Genomic DNA, 14,653 nt, shown 5'->3' on the forward strand with positions numbered 1-14,653 from the left:
TGCCAGTCAGCGGGCCTTCTTCGCCGCCCGCTTGCGGGGTGGCGTCAACAGGTCCGCGATCGCGGCGATCGCGGACGGCACCAGGCGGTAGTACGCCCAGACGCCACGCTTCTCACGCTCGAGCAGACCGGCCTCGGTGAGGATCCGAAGGTGGTGACTCACGGTGGGCTGGGAGAGACCGAGCGGCGCGGTGAGGTCGGTCACGGACGCCTCGCCCTCCGGCGACGACTGGATCAGGCTGAGCAGTCGCAGGCGGGCCGGGTCGGCGAACGCCTTCAGCACTCCCGCGAGCCGCTCGGCATCGGCACGCTTGATCGGCTCGCCGGCAAGGGGCGACATGGCAGGCGTCGTAGTCTTCGCAGTTCCCACGTCTTGCATCGTTGCAGCAACACCACCCATAGGCCGGTCAAACGAGGGCTGGATCACGACAAGTTCCCCGGGAGGCGAACAACAAGGGTCGCGGCGCGGCGGCTCCCCCGGGTGCACAAGGTACGGCCAGCCGGGGAGCGGACGGCGTCGTCAGCAGCAGGTCATCAGGTACGACTGGAGCTCGGCCAGCGCCGCGACTGCGCCGTCGCGGTCGGCCCGGTAGTACACGGTCTTGCCTTCGCGGCGCGAGGTGACCACGCGCCCCCGGCGCAGCAGGGTCAACTGCTGCGACGCCGTGGCCTGACTGATGCCCGCAAGCTCGGCCACCTCCCCGACCGACAGCTCGGCGCCCCGCGCGAACAGCATCATGATCCGCTGTCGCGTCGGGCTACCCAGTGCCTTCAGGAACTCCTGGGTGTCCGAACCCAACCCGGTCGGCCCGGCGCTTCGCGCCTCGGCTGCGGGTGTCGAGTGGTCCATGGCTCCACCCTCCCGCACTGTCATCATATTGTCATTCAACGAAATGACAATATGATGACGAGGTGAGCGCCTCCTCGGAACCTGTGATCATCGTGGGCGGCGGCCAGTCCGGCCTCGCCGCCGCTCGTGCCGCCCTGTCCGCGCGTCTGCGCCCGGTCGTACTCGAAGCGGGGGAGGAGCCGGTCGGCTCGTGGCCGGACTACTACGACAGCCTCACCCTGTTCTCCCCGGCGCGCTACAGCGCACTGCCCGGCAGGGCGTTCGACGAGAGGGATCCGGACCGCTACCCGACGCGCGGCGAGGTCGTCTGCTACCTGCGCCGCTACGCCCGCGACATCGATGCCGACATCCGTACCGGCGTCGGTGTCACCGCCGTGCGGCAACGCCCGGGCGGCGGCTACCTGGTGCACACCCGCGCTGGTGACGAGATCGCGGCGGCGGGCGTGGTCGCCGCCAGCGGCTCCTTCGCAAACCCGCACCTGCCGGAGCTGCCCGGCCGCGTCGACTACACCGGCGAGGTGCGGCACGTCGCGCACTACCGGCGGCCCGAGCCTTATGCCGGCAAGCGGGTCGTCGTGGTCGGCGCCGGCAACTCCGCCGTCCAGGTCGCCCACGAACTGGCACCGCTCGCGAGGGTCACGCTGGCGACCCGGGCGCCGGTCCGGTTCGTGCCCCAGCGCATCCGCGGCCGGGACCTGCATCACTGGCTCCACGTCACGGGGGCGGACCGCCTTCCGCGCCCGGCGCTCACCCGCCTGGTCCGTCACGCCGCCGTGCTCGACACCGGCGCATACCGCGACGCCATCGCCTCCGGCCTGCTCCCCCGGCGGGACATGTTCACCGCCTTCACCCCCGACGGCGTCCGCTGGCCCGACGGCGCAACCGAGCCGGTCGACGCGGTCATCTTCGCGACCGGCTACCGCCCGAACCTCGGCTATCTCGCCACGCTCGGAGCCCTCACGCCCAACGGCACGCCCCGGCAGATCAGCGGGGTCTCCACCACCCATCCCGGGCTGGTCTACCTGGGGTTGGAGTTTCAACGGTCGTTCTCGTCGAACACCCTGCGCGGCGTCGGCCGCGACGCCGCGTACGTCGTCGCCGCCGTGGCCGAGGGCCTGCGCGGTGCGGGGCGCCGACCGTGGCTCAAGCGTCGGCGGCCGGTTCGACGGTGAGCAGTGCGGCGAGTTGGCGCAGGATGGCGGGCCGGGCCCGGTAGTACACCCAGGTGCCCCGCCGCTCGGCATCGACGAGGCCCGCCTCGCGCAGCGTCCTGAGGTGATGCGAGATGGTCGGCCCGGTCAGGTCGAACGCGGGGGTCAGGTCACAGACACAGGCCTCCCCGCCCTCGGCCGAAGCGATCATCGACACCAACTGCAGGCGCACCGGATCACCGAGCGCCTTGAACGCCGGCGCGAGGACAGCGGCGGTCTCGGCCGGCACCCGGCGCTGCGCCAGCGGTGGGCAGCACGGCGTGTCGGCGGTGAGGTCGATGACGGGAAGCGACGCCGGCTGCTTTGACATTCCTCTAGGTTGACAGACGTCTAATCAGCGTGCAACTCTCTGATTCGACAAACGTCGAGACAGGCGCCACGGAAGAGGGATCCTCATGCCCGGCACGGCTCGGCGGTCGGCGGGAGTGCGGCTCTGCGACCCCTGCGCCGGCCGCCTCCGCACCCGCTACACTTCATCGCCAATCGGCGATAGACGATAGAAGGAGGCGGATGGGTGTGGACGAGCTACTCGAACGGGCGACCGCACAGCGATACGCGTCGTGGTTCCGGGCTCTCGCGGACCCGACCAGGGTGCAGATCGTCGAGTACCTCGCCCGCCACGCCAGGCCGATGAGCGTGGGAGAGATCGTCGCCGCCGTCGGCCTGGCCCAGTCCACCGTCTCACAGCACCTGAAGATCCTCACCGAGGTGCGGTTCGTCCTCGTCGACCCGGTCGGCACGGCCCGGCACTACCGCATCAACGACGCCTGCGTCGGCTGCTTCCCCTCCGCCGCCGACGTCGTCATGGGCCGACCCGCTCCTCACCCGAACGGAGCCTGCTGATGACCGACATCACCGTCCGCCCCATGGCGGCAGGCGACGCCGAGCGGGTCCTCACCATCTACCAGGCGGGCCTCGACGACGGACAGGCCAGCTTCGAGACCGACGCACCCACCTGGGCGACGTTCGACGCCGCGAAGCTGCCCGCGCACCGCTTCGTGGCCGTCGACGGCGACGACCTCCTCGGCTGGATCGCCGTCTCGCCCACCTCGACGCGCGCCGTCTACGCCGGCGTGGTGGAGCACTCCGTGTACGTCGACCCCGCCGCCCAGGGCCGAGGCGCCGGGCGGCTGCTCCTCGATGCGGTGATCGCCTCCACCGAAGCCGCCGGCATCTGGACCATCCAGTCCGGCGTCTTCCCCGAGAACGCCGCCAGCCTCGCCCTGCACCGGCGGGCCGGCTTCCGGATCGTCGGCACCCGCGAACGCGTCGGGCGCCACCATGGCCGATGGCGCGACGTCGTCCTGCTCGAACGACGCAGCCCCGCCATCACCTGACCAACCCCAGCCCGGGCAGAGCGCCCGTCCGCCCAACTGATTCGACAGTCTTCAAGACAGAGGAGTTACCTGATGAGCACGCTGACCGAACTGCCCGTCGTGGTGATCGGCGCCGGCCCGGTCGGTCTGGCCGCCGCCGCGCACCTGTACGAACGCGGCATCGCCTTCACCGTCCTCGAAGCCGGCGATACCCCGGGCGCGGCGGTGCGACAGTGGGGGCACGTGCGGGTGTTCTCCCCATGGCGGTACAACATCGATCCGGCCGCCCGCCGGCTCCTCGACGACGCGGGCTGGGTCGCCCCCGACATCGAGGCCCTACCCACCGGCGCCGAACTCGTCACCGCCTACCTCCAGCCCCTCGCGGAGCTGCCGGCTCTCAAGCCGCACCTGCGCTACGGCACCCGAGTCGAGGCGATCAGCCGACTGGGCCTGGACCGGCTGCGCACCGCCGGCCGCGACACCACCCCGTTCCTCGTCCGCCTCGCCGACGGCGAGGAGGTCCTGGCCCGGGCGGTCGTCGACGCCTCCGGCACCTGGGGCACCCCGAACGTCCTCGGTGCCTCCGGTCTGCCCGCCCGCGGCGAGCGCGACGCGGCCAGGTACCTGGAGCACGCGCTGCCGGACGTCCTCGGCGCCGACCGGGACCGGTTCGCGGGCCGGCACACCCTCGTCGTCGGCGCCGGTCACTCCGCCGCGAACACCCTGCTGTCCCTCGCCGAGCTGGCCGCCGAACAGCCGGGCACCGAGGTGACCTGGGCGATCCGATCCTCCTCGCCGGCGCGCACCTACGGCGGCGGGGACGCAGATGCCCTGCCGGCGCGCGGCGCGCTCGGCTCGCGGCTGCGCACGCACGTCGACGCCGGCCGCATCCGGCTGCTCACCGGTTTCTCCGTGCACGCCCTCACCCCGACCGACGACCGCGTCACCGTGCTCGTCCGGCACGCTGACGGCAGCGAGGAACCGGTCACCGTGGACCGCGTCGTCGCGGCCACCGGCTTCCGCCCCGACCACTCCATCGCCGCCGAACTGCGGCTCGACCTCGACCCGGTCATGGGCGCCACCCGCGCCCTCGCCCCACTGATCGACCCGAACGAGCACTCCTGCGGCACCGTCCCCCCGCACGGCGTGGACGAACTGTCCCACCCCGAGCCCGGCTACTACGCCGTCGGCATGAAGAGCTACGGCCGGGCCCCCACCTTCCTCATGGCCACCGGCTACGAGCAGGTCCGCTCCGTCGTCGCCGCCCTCGCCGGTGACTGGCGGGCAGCCCGCGACGTCCAGCTCGACCTGCCCGAAACCGGCGTATGCAACAGCAACCCCGACGACTCGGCGACCAGCGACAGCTGCTGTGGGCCAGCCCGGGACGCCGAGCCGGCGGGACGAGGGCTGGCCACCGGCGTCTCCGGTGGGCTACTGGCCGCACCGTTGCAACTGGTCACCCTCGACGCCGCACCCGCTGGCGGTCAGGCTGGCGGCTGCTGCGGCAGCTGATGCCCGCCACCACGACAGTGCCCGCCGGCCCCACGGTCGGCGGGCACCACGCCCATGGCTGGCGGATCGTCGCCGCTCTCGCCGTCACCTCGACCGTCGGCTACGGCGTCCTCTACTACGCCTACGCGGTCCTGCTGGCCCCGATGGCCTCCACCCTCGGCGTCTCCACCACCGCCGTCACCGGCGCGCTGACCGCCTCCGTCCTCGCCGGCGCCCTCACGGCCATCCCCGTCGGCCGGTGGCTCGACCACCACGGCGGACGTGCGCTCATGACCGCTGGTTCGCTCGCCGCGACCGCCCTGCTCGTGGCCTGGTCGCAGGTCCACACCATCAGCCAGCTCTACGCCGTCATGACCGGCATCGGGATCACGAGCGCGATGGTCCTCTACGAACCCGCCTTCGCCGTCATCGTCTCCTGGTTCACCCCTGACCGACGCACCACGGCGCTGCTGGCGGTGACGGTCGTGGCCGGGTTCGCCAGCACCATCTTCATGCCCCTGACCGGCCTGCTCGAGGCACACCTCGGCTGGCGCGACACGCTGCTCGTCCTCGCCGCCATCCACGGCCTGCTCACCGTGCCCCTGCACGCGCTCGCCGTCCGCCGACAGCGACGACGGCACCCGCCAGCACCACGCGGACCGGGCACGCCCAGCGGCGCGCGGTCGCCACCGCCGCGATGCGCGACGCCCGGTTCTGGATCCTCGCCGGCAGCCTCGTCGCCCACGGCGCCGCCACCAGCACCATGACCGTGCACCTCATCGGCTACCTCGTCAGCCGTGGGCACCCCACCACCTTCGCCGCCACCGCCGTCGGCCTACTCGGCGTCCTGTCCGTCACCGGCAGGCTCGTCCTCACCGCCGCCCGCCGACACCTGCGGGTCACCACCATCGTCGCCGCCGTCTTCGCCATCCAGGCCGCCGCCGTCCTCGCGATGCCCCTGCTCGCCGGCACCCGCACCGGCGCCACCGCGACCGTCGTCGGCTTCGGACTCGGCTTCGGCATCACCAGCCTCGCCACTCCCGCCCTGCTCGCCGACCGGTACGGCACCACCGCCTACGCCACCATCGCCGGGCGACTCACCGCCCCCGTCACCATCGCCAAGGCCGCCGCGCCCCTGGCCGCGGCCACCCTCCTACACACCGCCGCGGGGTACGTGCCGCTACTCGCCGCCATCGCTGGATGCTGCGCCATCGCCGCCATCGGCATCCTCGCCCGCGCCACCACCACACCACCCGCCCCGGCCGGCTGAGACGGAAACCGCGCGACACCGGCTCGCCACCCGCCAGCCCGGGCCTCAGCCGCGTTCCCGCCATCGGCTCCCTCGCCTGGGCACGGCCATGGACAGGTCAGCGACACGTCGAGACGGTGGCGGACGTGTCCGTTCGGGTGAGCCGCCGTCGTGGTGCGCGCAGAACGGAACCGCGTCGGGCAACTCAGAAGGTGCGCACCTTCGTCCGAGCGTTCAGGATCAAGGTCCTGGGATCGGGGGAGTCGCGACCGACCGCGTCCCGGGTGGCGACGACCGGCAGCACGCCGGGGATTCGCCGTCGGGACGTGCGGGTCGCAGTCCTCGCGAGGCCATGACACGACCGGGTGCCCGGGTGTGTCCATGGTCGGCGCCGCCGCGACGTGCCCGCCGACGAAGTCCGGTCCATGGGACTCACCACCCGGGGTTCGGGCCGTCGATGCCCAGCTCATCCGCTCCGCCCGAGGTCGTCCAGCCCGTTCGACCGTCACTGACATGACACAGTTGAGGAGGACAGCTCGCCCGTGAAGGGAATCGTCCTGGCCGGAGGATCCGGTACGCGGCTCTATCCGTTGACCATCCCGGTGTCCAAGCAGCTGCTGCCCATCAGCGACAAGCCGATGATCTACTATCCGCTCTCGGTCCTCATGCTCGCCGGCATCAGGGAGATCCTGATCATCGGCAAGGCCGCCGACCTGCCGCAGTTCCGGACCCTGCTCAAGGACGGCTCCCACCTCGGCCTGGACCTCACCTACGTCGCGCAGCCGGAGCCGCGCGGGATCGCCGAGGCGTTCCTGCTCGGCGCCGACCACATCGGCGACGACCAGTGCGCCCTGGTCCTGGGCGACAACATCTTCCACGGCACCGCCTTCTCGAAGCTGCTCCGCGACGAGGTCCGGGACCTGCGGGGTTGCACGCTCTTCGGCTACTCCGTCAAGGATCCGGAACGCCACGGCGTGGGCGTGACCGACGAGCACGGCAAGCTGGTCGACATCGAGGAGAAGCCGTCCCGGCCGCACTCCAACCGCGCGATCACCGGCCTGTACCTCTACGACAACGACGTGGTCGACATCGCCAAGAACCTGCGCCCGTCGGCCCGGGGGGAACTGGAGATCACCGACGTCAACCGGGCGTACGTCGCGGCGGGCCGGGCCAAGCTCATCGACCTCGGCCGCGGCTTCGCCTGGCTGGACGCCGGGACGCCGGAGGCGATGCTCCAGGCCAGCCAGTACGTGCGGACGCTGGAGGAGCGGCAGGGCGTACGCATCGCCTGCATCGAGGAGACGGCGCTGCGGATGGGCTACATCGACGCGCAGACGTGCTACCGGCTGGGCACGGGAATGTCGGGCTCGAACTACGGTCGGTACGTGATGGACATCGCCGAGGAGTTCGGGGCGTTGGTGTGACCAGGATGCTCGTCACCGGCGGAGCCGGTTTCATCGGTACGAACTTCGTGCGACACACCCTGGAGCACCACCCGGGCTACCGCATCAAGGTGCTCGACAAGCTGACCTACGCCGGTCACCGGTCCGTCGCCGAGGACGTGGAGTTCGTGCACGGCGACGTCTGCGACGCGGAACTGGTCGAGCGGCTGGTGGCCGACAGCGACATCGTGGTCCACTTCGCGGCCGAGTCGCACGTCGACAACTCGCTGCGGGACGCCGACGCGTTCGTGCACAGCAACATCATCGGGACGTACGCGCTGCTCCAGGCGGTGCGCCGGCGCGACGTACGGCTGCACCACATCTCCACCGACGAGGTCTTCGGCGACCTGCCGCTGGAGGGCTCGGAGCTGTTCCACGAGGGGACGCCCTACAACCCGTCGAGCCCGTACGCGGCCACCAAGGCGGCCTCGGACATGCTGGTCCGGGCGTGGGTGCGTTCGTACGGGGTGGCGGCGACGTTGTCGAACTGCGCCAACAACTACGGCCCCTACCAGCACGTGGAGAAGTTCATCCCCCGGCAGGTCACCAACATCATCGAGGGCCGGCGGCCCCGGTTGTACGGCCAGGGGGTCAACGTCCGCGAGTGGACGCACGTCGACGACCACAACCGGGCCCTGCACCTGATCCTGGACCGGGGCCGGATCGGCGAGACGTACCTGATCGGCTCGGGCGACACCCGCACCAACCGGGAGGTCGTCGAACTGGTGAACCAGCTCATGGGGAGGGATCCGGGCGACTTCGAGCACGTCCGGGACCGGGCCGGGCACGACCTGCGGTACGCCAACGACAGCACGAAGCTGCGCAGTGAGCTCGGGTGGGCCCCGGAGTACGCGGACTTCCGGGCCGGTCTGGCGGCGACCATCGACTGGTACCGGTCGAACCGGGACTGGTGGCAGGAGGACAAGATCTCCACCGAGGCGGGTTACGCACTCGTGGATCAGTAGAACCGCACCACCGACCAGGCGGGCGCCGATTCCCGTGGCGCTCTTTCGCTCCGATCACCCCCCGGCGGACGCGTAAGGGCTACGGGCACACATCGGCGCCCGCCTCTTGTCGCAAACGCGACACATTTCAGTCGCCGCCAGCTCTCCGCATCGGGGTGCCGACCGCCGCCCGTCCGGAAGACGGTCCGCGCCCTCTTCGGCGCGCCGGCGGATCCCCCTTTCTGCCGCGCGCAGCGGAGGGCCGTAACAACAATTACAGGGCCCCGTGAATGGTCTGCCTTCCGCTCCGCCCCGGAGTCGCACGCTCCACCCTTCGCGCCGGCCATCGGTCCCCACCTCGGGTGATCCGCCGTTCCTCGCGCCGCGTGCCGCTCCCCGCCGATCCTCCGCGAGGACGCCCCGACGCACGTGATACAAAGACAACCTCCGATGTCAGGGCGCCTTTGGCGACGCTCGGGCGCCCTCGTCCTGGGCGTACGCAGAGCGGACTAACCGTACTAATAGAACAACTCTCCCATAGTCTACAGATCCACCATAGGCAGGCTATGGCTCAAATGCCATAAAGCCCTATGAATCATCGCGAGGCGGGCGGTAATCGCACGGAAATAGTCCGCCTGAGTCTGATATGCGGACCAGTCATTCGACTACTTTCCGCAACGTTGACCGCCACTTTCCGTTGACATAGCATCGAGTTGGCCCATTGAGGCGCGGACATTGTTTTCGCAACTCGGCAATTGGCAACCAGTCACCCGACCGCACTCGCGCATGGCGAGGCGGGCCTTTCATGACCAAAATCCAAATCATTACCAACGACAGGGTCTCTCGCAACGGTAGCGTCAGGGACCTGTTCGCCGACATTTCCTCTCGTTGGGGGCATGATGGAAGATCACGTCAGAACAGCGATCCAGCGCGTCATCGAGAAAATGCACAGCGATGTGGGTGAGCAGTTCACCGTGGACGAAATGGCACGCACGGCCGGGTTCAGCAAGTTCCATTTCTGCCGGGTCTTCCACCGGATGACCGGGGTCTCCCCCGGGCGCTTCCTCTCCGCGCTGCGCCTGCAACGGACGAAGTACCTGCTCGTCTCCACCTCGTTGAGCGTCACCGAGATCAGTCACCTGGTCGGCTACACCAGCGTCGGCACGTTCAGCACCCGCTTCAGCAGCAGCGTCGGCACCTCACCCACCAACTACCGCCGGCTCGGCGGGGTGCTGCCCCGGCCCCGTACCGACCAGTGCACGCCCCCGCCCGCCGGCACGGGCCCGGCGCTGCGCGGCGAGGTGCGCACGCCGCCGGGCACCAGTCCGTACTGGATCTTCCTGGGGCTCTTCCCGAGCCGGATCCAACAGGGCGAGCCGGTGCGCTCGGTCTTCCTGCCGGGTCCGGGACCGTTCGTCCTCGACCAGGTGCCGGCCGGCGAGTGGTACCTGATGGCGCACGCGGTCGACCCGGGCGCCGGCACGCCCCCGGCCGCGGACGCGCCCCGCGACCTGCTCGTCGGCGCCCACGGGCCGGTCGTGGTCCAGCGCGGCGCCCCGCCCCGGCCCGTGGACCTCGTCCTCCGTCCGCGCGAGGCCTTCGACCCACCGGTGGTGCACGCCGTCGCCGACGCTCCCCCGGGCGAGGGGCTCCTCGACGCGCGGGCCGGCGGGCCGACCGTCGAGCCGTACGGCCCGGTGGGCGACCACGCCCGGTGCGAGGGCGCCGGTCGCTCGCTGGTGGTCTCCGCGCGGCCACGTCGCATGACCGACGGCGTACGGCCCAGCCGGCCCACCCCGACCCGGGCCCCGGGGCCGTCCCGGCCGGGACGGAACACCCGGCCGTACCTTCCGTGGCCACCGCCGCGACCCGAAGGGCCGACGCAGCAGTCCACCGACGAGGTGGACGGCGGCGACCGCGGCAAACAGTGAGGCTCACGGCCCGGCCGAGGTCCCGTCGGCCGGGCCGTGCCACCCCTACGTGTCGACCCGGTCGGCCTTGACCGGGGCCGCGGCGACCCGCTCCCGGGCAGGTGCCGCAGGCGTACGCGCCGACGGGGCCGGCATGTCCCGCGACAGCCAGAGCACCCGGGCGAGCAGCCGGAGCCGCCACAGTTCCCGGGGACGGTCGATCAGGCCGGCGAACCGCATGTACGCCCGGGTGACCTCCGGATCCTTCGTGCTGGCGTACTGCACCCGGCGCAGGTAGGCGTTGTAGATCCGGGTACGCAGGGGACGGGGCGCCACCACCCCCGGGAAGTCCAGGTCGCCCCGCGTCGAGATCTGCCAGGGGTCGATCATGAGTCGGGCCACGTCCCGCAGGAAGGGGCGCGGGTCGGCGGCGACGTCGCGGGCCAGGTGCCGCCGCAGGGCGGTGATCTGCATCGCCGCCGCCGTCATCCCCTGCCCGTAGACCGGGTTGAAGCTGCACACCGCGTCACCGAGTACGACCAGGCCGGCGGGGAACCGGGACAGCCGCTCGTAGTGCCGCCAGACGCTGGCGGGGAACGTGAACGACATCGGGGCGCTGGTCGGCTCGGCGTGCTCGACCGCCTGGTAGATGTCGGGCACCGGCAGCGACCGGACGTACTCCTGATAACCGTCCGGATCGGTCGGCGGGTGGTCGCCGAGGATCCCGGTCAGCGACAGCCGGACGTCCCCGGTGGCGGTCTGGCCGAAGAAGGCGCCCCGGGGGTGGGCCGGCGAGGCCACCGGGTTGATCGCCATCGGGCCGTCGAACGTGCCGGGCGCCCGACGGTAGGTGCGGGTGGTGTAGGCCAGGCCGATCGTCATCCGTTCCTCGGCCGGGCGCTCGTACCCCAGCTCGGCCAGCCACACCGGCAGGCGGGAACCCCGGCCGGTGGCGTCCACCACCAGGTCGGCCCCGACCTCGAACGCCTGCTTGCCCTCCCCCCGCTCCACCAGCCGTACGCCGGTGACCCGGCCCCGATCGGGCGAGGAGAGCAGCCCGAGCAGTTCCGTGGACTGCCGGTAGGTGACGTTCGGCAGCTCCGCCACCCGCGTACGCAGGTAGTTCTCCAGGACCGGGCGGTTGCCGGCGATCGACAGCAGGCCGGTCTCCGTGCGGTACATCGGCCGGCCGTCGAAGTACCACCGCATCAGACCGAAGTCGCGCACCGGCAGGCCGAGTTCCCGCGCGTCCTCCAGCAGGTTCGGAAACAGCTCCGCGAGGATGCCGTACCCCCGGGCGTGCAGGCCGTGCGCGTGCACGGCGTGCGAGGCGCCGCGCCGCGGGCCGACCGCGCCGAGCACCTCGTCCCGGTCCACCACCACGACCTCGCGGTACCACTCGGACAACACGCGGGCGGCCAGGGTGCCCGCGATGCTCCCGCCCGCCACCACGGCCCGCTCGCCGATCAGCCGGGGGGTCGGTGCCGCCGGCGGCCGTCCCCGGATCGCGGCCAGCAACCGACCGACCAGCCCGCCGTCCCGGTCGCCCGTGCCTGCTCCAACTTGGTCGCCCATCGCTCCGATGCCTCCTGTGGGGTCGCCCGGTTCGCGAGGGTGGACGTGGTCGCGTCCACCGTCGCGGCGCCGAGCCGCAGCAGGGCCACCGAATCGCCCGTGCGCACCGCCCGTGTCGTGAGGCTCGGCCGTGTGCTGCTCATGCAACCACCGGGCGTCCGGCCGGATCTTCCTCCAACGTGCCCAATCCCCGCCGCCCCGCGCGACCGGCACGCCCCAGCGCATTCTCGAAGGTGAATCCGGTGTCGGCCTCGGACCATCGTCATACCGGCGGTCGCAGTCACCGCCCCCGCCGTCGGGTGGGCTGCGAGATGAGGACGGACAGATGCCCCAGTTGACTCACAACGAGGACGGTTCCACCACTCTGAGCGTCAACTCCAACGAGTTGAAGGCCCTGCGGGACCTCGTCATCGACCGCGTACCGGAGCTGAAGCGGGTGCGGGAGATCGCCGACAACCCGGACGTCCGGACGACCCTGCGGTTCGTGAAGTCCGTCATCAGCTGACCGCACGACACCACGTGCGGTCGGTCGCCTGTGCGCCTCGCCCGCCCGACTGGAAGGACGATGACGTGAGCGTCATGACGAGGGACGTACGCCGCAGCGGGGGTGCGGGCACCGGCGGCGACCGGTCGCCGGCGATCTTCGGCATCCGGGGCCTGGCCGCGCTGGCCCTGTTGACCGTCCACGTGGCCATGTTCTCGGGGCTGCTGGGCACCAAGGCGTTCGGTACGCCACGCCCGCCGAGCAACTGGCTCGGCGCGTTCTTCGTCAGCGGGCTGCCCTCGTTCATCGGGGTGTTCTTCGTCCTGCCCGCGCTGTTCCTGTACCTGCCCCTGGCCAAGGCGATCATCGCCGGCACCGAGCGTCCCCCGCAGGGCCGCAACGTCGTACGCCGGCTGATGCGGCTGCTGCCCGCGTACTACGCCATGTACCTGGTGGTGCTGGTCCTGCTCAACCGGGACGCGGTCGACGGACTCTGGTACGTCCTGCGGCCGATCCTGCTGCTCCAGATCTACTCGCCCACCCCGTTCGCACCGAACTTCATCAACGGGATGGAGGTCAGCTGGACCGTGCCCAGCATGGTCCAGTGGTACCTGGCGCTGCCGCTGATCGCCGCGGCCACCCACCGGTTCGCGGCCAAGGGCGCCACGCCGGTGAGCCGGGCCCGGCGGCTGCTGCTCCCGGTGCCGGTGCTCATCGGCGTCGGGGTCGGCTGGCTGTTCCTGGTCAAGGGCAACGGCTGGGACAACCGGATGGTGTTCTGGTGGCCGCAGGGCTTCGCGCCCACCATCGGTATCGGCATCGCGCTGGCCGTCCTGCTGGCGTTGTCCAAGGTGTCGCCCGCCGACACCCCCCGGCTGCTCCGCGCGGCGGCGGCCCGTCCCCACCTGTTCTGGTTCGGCGCGCTGCTGGTCTACCTGGTCAACTGCGCCCGCCCGTTCAGCGTGATCGGCATGGACGCGATCTACTCGACCAGCGGCCTGTTCATGACGTACGTGATGGTCGCGCTCTTCGGGCTGCTGGCGTCGCTGCCGCTGATCTCGCCGGGCGCGGCGCCCTACCGGCCGGTCCACGCGGTGCTGACCGCCCGGCCGATCGTCCACCTCGGGCGGGTCTCCTACGGCGTGTACCTGTGGCACTTCGCCGTGATGCACTTCTACCTGCAACCCGGCAACATCCTGCGCGGCGAGGTGCGCCCCATCCGGGAGCTGTACGGCCAGGCCGGGTTCTGGGAACTGGAACTGGTCACCCTCGGCGGCGCGGTGCTCCTCGCCTCGCTCAGCTACTACCTGCTCGAACAGCCGCTGGCCGCGCGGGTCGACCGGCTCCTCGGGCGGGGGACGGCACGCCCGCGCGCGCTGCCCCGTGCCCCGCTGGTCGCGACGCCCGCCGCCGTGGTGCTCAGCGGGGACGAGGCCGCCACCACCGTGGCCACGGTGGTGGCCGACCGGGACGCCATCCAGGCCAACCTCGTCGACCTCGAGCGCGGCTTCGAGCGGCAGCCGCTCGTCGGGACGGAACTGACCGGTGGAAGCCGGCAGAGCAGGGACCGGGCGCGGGCCGATCTGGCCCGGCTGTGGGAGATCTTCAACGCCTACTCGGCGGTCGTCGACGAGGTGGCCCGCCCGCTGGCCGTCGACCGTGGGCCGACCGCCGCCGACCTGGAGCGGATCAGCGCCCTGCTGAGTCAGGCGTCGATCCTGGTCGAGGGAACGCCGCCGCCGCTGGCCCAGCGTCACATCACCGAGGACGGCCGGGTCCGGTTGACGGTCGCGGCGGCGGTCGAGCAGATGAACGAGCTGTTCCACCGGACCGCCGTGCTGGTCGCCGCGGCCCAGGCGGTCCGGACGACCGTCGTGCCCCGGCTGGAGCAGCTCGACGCCGACCTGGTCCCGGCGGGGCGTCTCGTCGCGGACCACGGCGACGAATCGCTCGCCGCCACCCTCGCCGGGGTGCGGGACGACCTCCGGCGGCTGCACGACACGTTCCGCACCGACCCGCTGGCCCGCTGGCAGGACGGCGAGGTCACCACCGCCGACCTCGACGAGCTGCGGGACCGGATCGCGGCGGTGGTGGATCGCGCCCGCGCGCGGACCCCCGAGGCGCAGGACGCCTCCAGCTGACCGCCAGCCGACCGGCTGGCCGTCCCCGACCCGGACAGGAG

Annotated in this window: 15 protein-coding genes; 11 read left to right on the plus strand and 4 right to left on the minus strand. The window is 71.6% G+C overall.

What is annotated here, in order from left to right:
* Nucleotides 1–6: 6 nt before the first annotated feature.
* Both ACTMS2_RS01265 and ACTMS2_RS01270 read right to left on the minus strand, forming a co-directional pair.
* The gene (locus ACTMS2_RS01265; RefSeq protein WP_441174073.1) at nucleotides 7–378 is read right to left on the minus strand and encodes an ArsR/SmtB family transcription factor; all 372 of its coding nucleotides are present in this window, start codon (nucleotides 376–378) and stop codon (nucleotides 7–9) included.
* A gap of 141 nt (nucleotides 379–519) precedes the next feature.
* The gene (locus ACTMS2_RS01270; protein WP_363892475.1) at nucleotides 520–849 is read right to left on the minus strand and encodes an ArsR/SmtB family transcription factor; all 330 of its coding nucleotides are present in this window, start codon (nucleotides 847–849) and stop codon (nucleotides 520–522) included.
* 62 nt (nucleotides 850–911) lie between these two features.
* Here ACTMS2_RS01270 and ACTMS2_RS01275 point away from each other — a divergent pair, with 62 nt between their 5' ends.
* Nucleotides 912–2,021, plus strand: coding sequence for a flavin-containing monooxygenase (locus ACTMS2_RS01275; RefSeq protein ID WP_441173667.1), 1,110 nt, complete (start codon nucleotides 912–914; stop codon nucleotides 2,019–2,021).
* Here the strand turns inward: ACTMS2_RS01275 and ACTMS2_RS01280 are convergent.
* Complete coding sequence (locus tag ACTMS2_RS01280) at nucleotides 1,993–2,370, minus strand: ArsR/SmtB family transcription factor (RefSeq protein ID WP_441173668.1); 378 nt, start codon at nucleotides 2,368–2,370, stop codon at nucleotides 1,993–1,995. The two genes, ACTMS2_RS01275 and ACTMS2_RS01280, sit on opposite strands and share 29 nt — an antisense overlap.
* A 200-nt stretch (nucleotides 2,371–2,570) precedes the next feature.
* On the opposite strand from ACTMS2_RS01280, the gene ACTMS2_RS01285 reads away from it, so the two are divergent.
* The 8 genes from ACTMS2_RS01285 to ACTMS2_RS01320 all read left to right on the plus strand — a co-directional run bounded on the left by ACTMS2_RS01285 (nucleotide 2,571) and on the right by ACTMS2_RS01320 (nucleotide 10,433).
* A complete protein-coding gene (locus ACTMS2_RS01285; RefSeq protein WP_101413673.1) occupies nucleotides 2,571–2,903 on the plus strand; it encodes an ArsR/SmtB family transcription factor in 333 nt (110 codons plus the stop codon).
* Complete coding sequence (locus tag ACTMS2_RS01290) at nucleotides 2,903–3,397, plus strand: GNAT family N-acetyltransferase (protein ID WP_101413672.1); 495 nt, start codon at nucleotides 2,903–2,905, stop codon at nucleotides 3,395–3,397. Before ACTMS2_RS01285 ends, ACTMS2_RS01290 begins: the two co-directional genes overlap by 1 nt.
* A 72-nt stretch (nucleotides 3,398–3,469) precedes the next feature.
* Complete coding sequence (locus ACTMS2_RS01295; protein ID WP_441173669.1) at nucleotides 3,470–4,888, plus strand: FAD-dependent oxidoreductase; 1,419 nt, start codon at nucleotides 3,470–3,472, stop codon at nucleotides 4,886–4,888.
* Nucleotides 4,888–5,634, plus strand: a complete 747-nt coding sequence (locus tag ACTMS2_RS01300) for an MFS transporter (protein ID WP_441173670.1) — start codon at nucleotides 4,888–4,890, stop codon at nucleotides 5,632–5,634. The genes ACTMS2_RS01295 and ACTMS2_RS01300 overlap by 1 nt, the downstream gene beginning before the upstream one ends.
* The gene (locus tag ACTMS2_RS01305; protein ID WP_441173671.1) at nucleotides 5,565–6,137 is read left to right on the plus strand and encodes a hypothetical protein; all 573 of its coding nucleotides are present in this window, start codon (nucleotides 5,565–5,567) and stop codon (nucleotides 6,135–6,137) included. Before ACTMS2_RS01300 ends, ACTMS2_RS01305 begins: the two co-directional genes overlap by 70 nt.
* Before the next feature lie 521 nt (nucleotides 6,138–6,658).
* Nucleotides 6,659–7,540 carry a glucose-1-phosphate thymidylyltransferase RfbA gene (gene rfbA, locus ACTMS2_RS01310; protein ID WP_441173672.1) on the plus strand — a complete coding sequence of 294 codons (882 nt, stop codon included), beginning with the start codon at nucleotides 6,659–6,661 and terminating at the stop codon, nucleotides 7,538–7,540.
* A gap of 5 nt (nucleotides 7,541–7,545) precedes the next feature.
* Nucleotides 7,546–8,523, plus strand: coding sequence for a dTDP-glucose 4,6-dehydratase (gene rfbB / locus ACTMS2_RS01315; RefSeq protein ID WP_441174074.1), 978 nt, complete (start codon nucleotides 7,546–7,548; stop codon nucleotides 8,521–8,523).
* Nucleotides 8,524–9,446: 923 nt separating this feature from the next.
* Entirely contained in the window at nucleotides 9,447–10,433 is a 987-nt protein-coding gene (locus ACTMS2_RS01320; protein WP_441173673.1) for a helix-turn-helix domain-containing protein, read from the plus strand.
* Nucleotides 10,434–10,478: 45 nt separating this feature from the next.
* Here ACTMS2_RS01320 and ACTMS2_RS01325 read toward each other — a convergent pair whose 3' ends face one another.
* Nucleotides 10,479–11,987, minus strand: coding sequence for an FAD-dependent oxidoreductase (locus ACTMS2_RS01325; RefSeq protein ID WP_441173674.1), 1,509 nt, complete (start codon nucleotides 11,985–11,987; stop codon nucleotides 10,479–10,481).
* A gap of 325 nt (nucleotides 11,988–12,312) precedes the next feature.
* On the opposite strand from ACTMS2_RS01325, the gene ACTMS2_RS01330 reads away from it, so the two are divergent.
* Nucleotides 12,313–12,492: a hypothetical protein gene (locus tag ACTMS2_RS01330; RefSeq protein ID WP_357716943.1), complete on the plus strand. Its 180-nt coding sequence runs from the start codon at nucleotides 12,313–12,315 to the stop codon at nucleotides 12,490–12,492.
* A gap of 74 nt (nucleotides 12,493–12,566) precedes the next feature.
* Nucleotides 12,567–14,612 carry an acyltransferase family protein gene (locus ACTMS2_RS01335; protein ID WP_441174075.1) on the plus strand — a complete coding sequence of 682 codons (2,046 nt, stop codon included), beginning with the start codon at nucleotides 12,567–12,569 and terminating at the stop codon, nucleotides 14,610–14,612.
* Nucleotides 14,613–14,653: the final 41 nt, after the last annotated feature.

The organism is Micromonospora sp. SD12 (assembly GCF_052068495.1).
Taxonomy (GTDB): Bacteria; Actinomycetota; Actinomycetes; order Mycobacteriales; family Micromonosporaceae; genus Micromonospora; species Micromonospora echinofusca.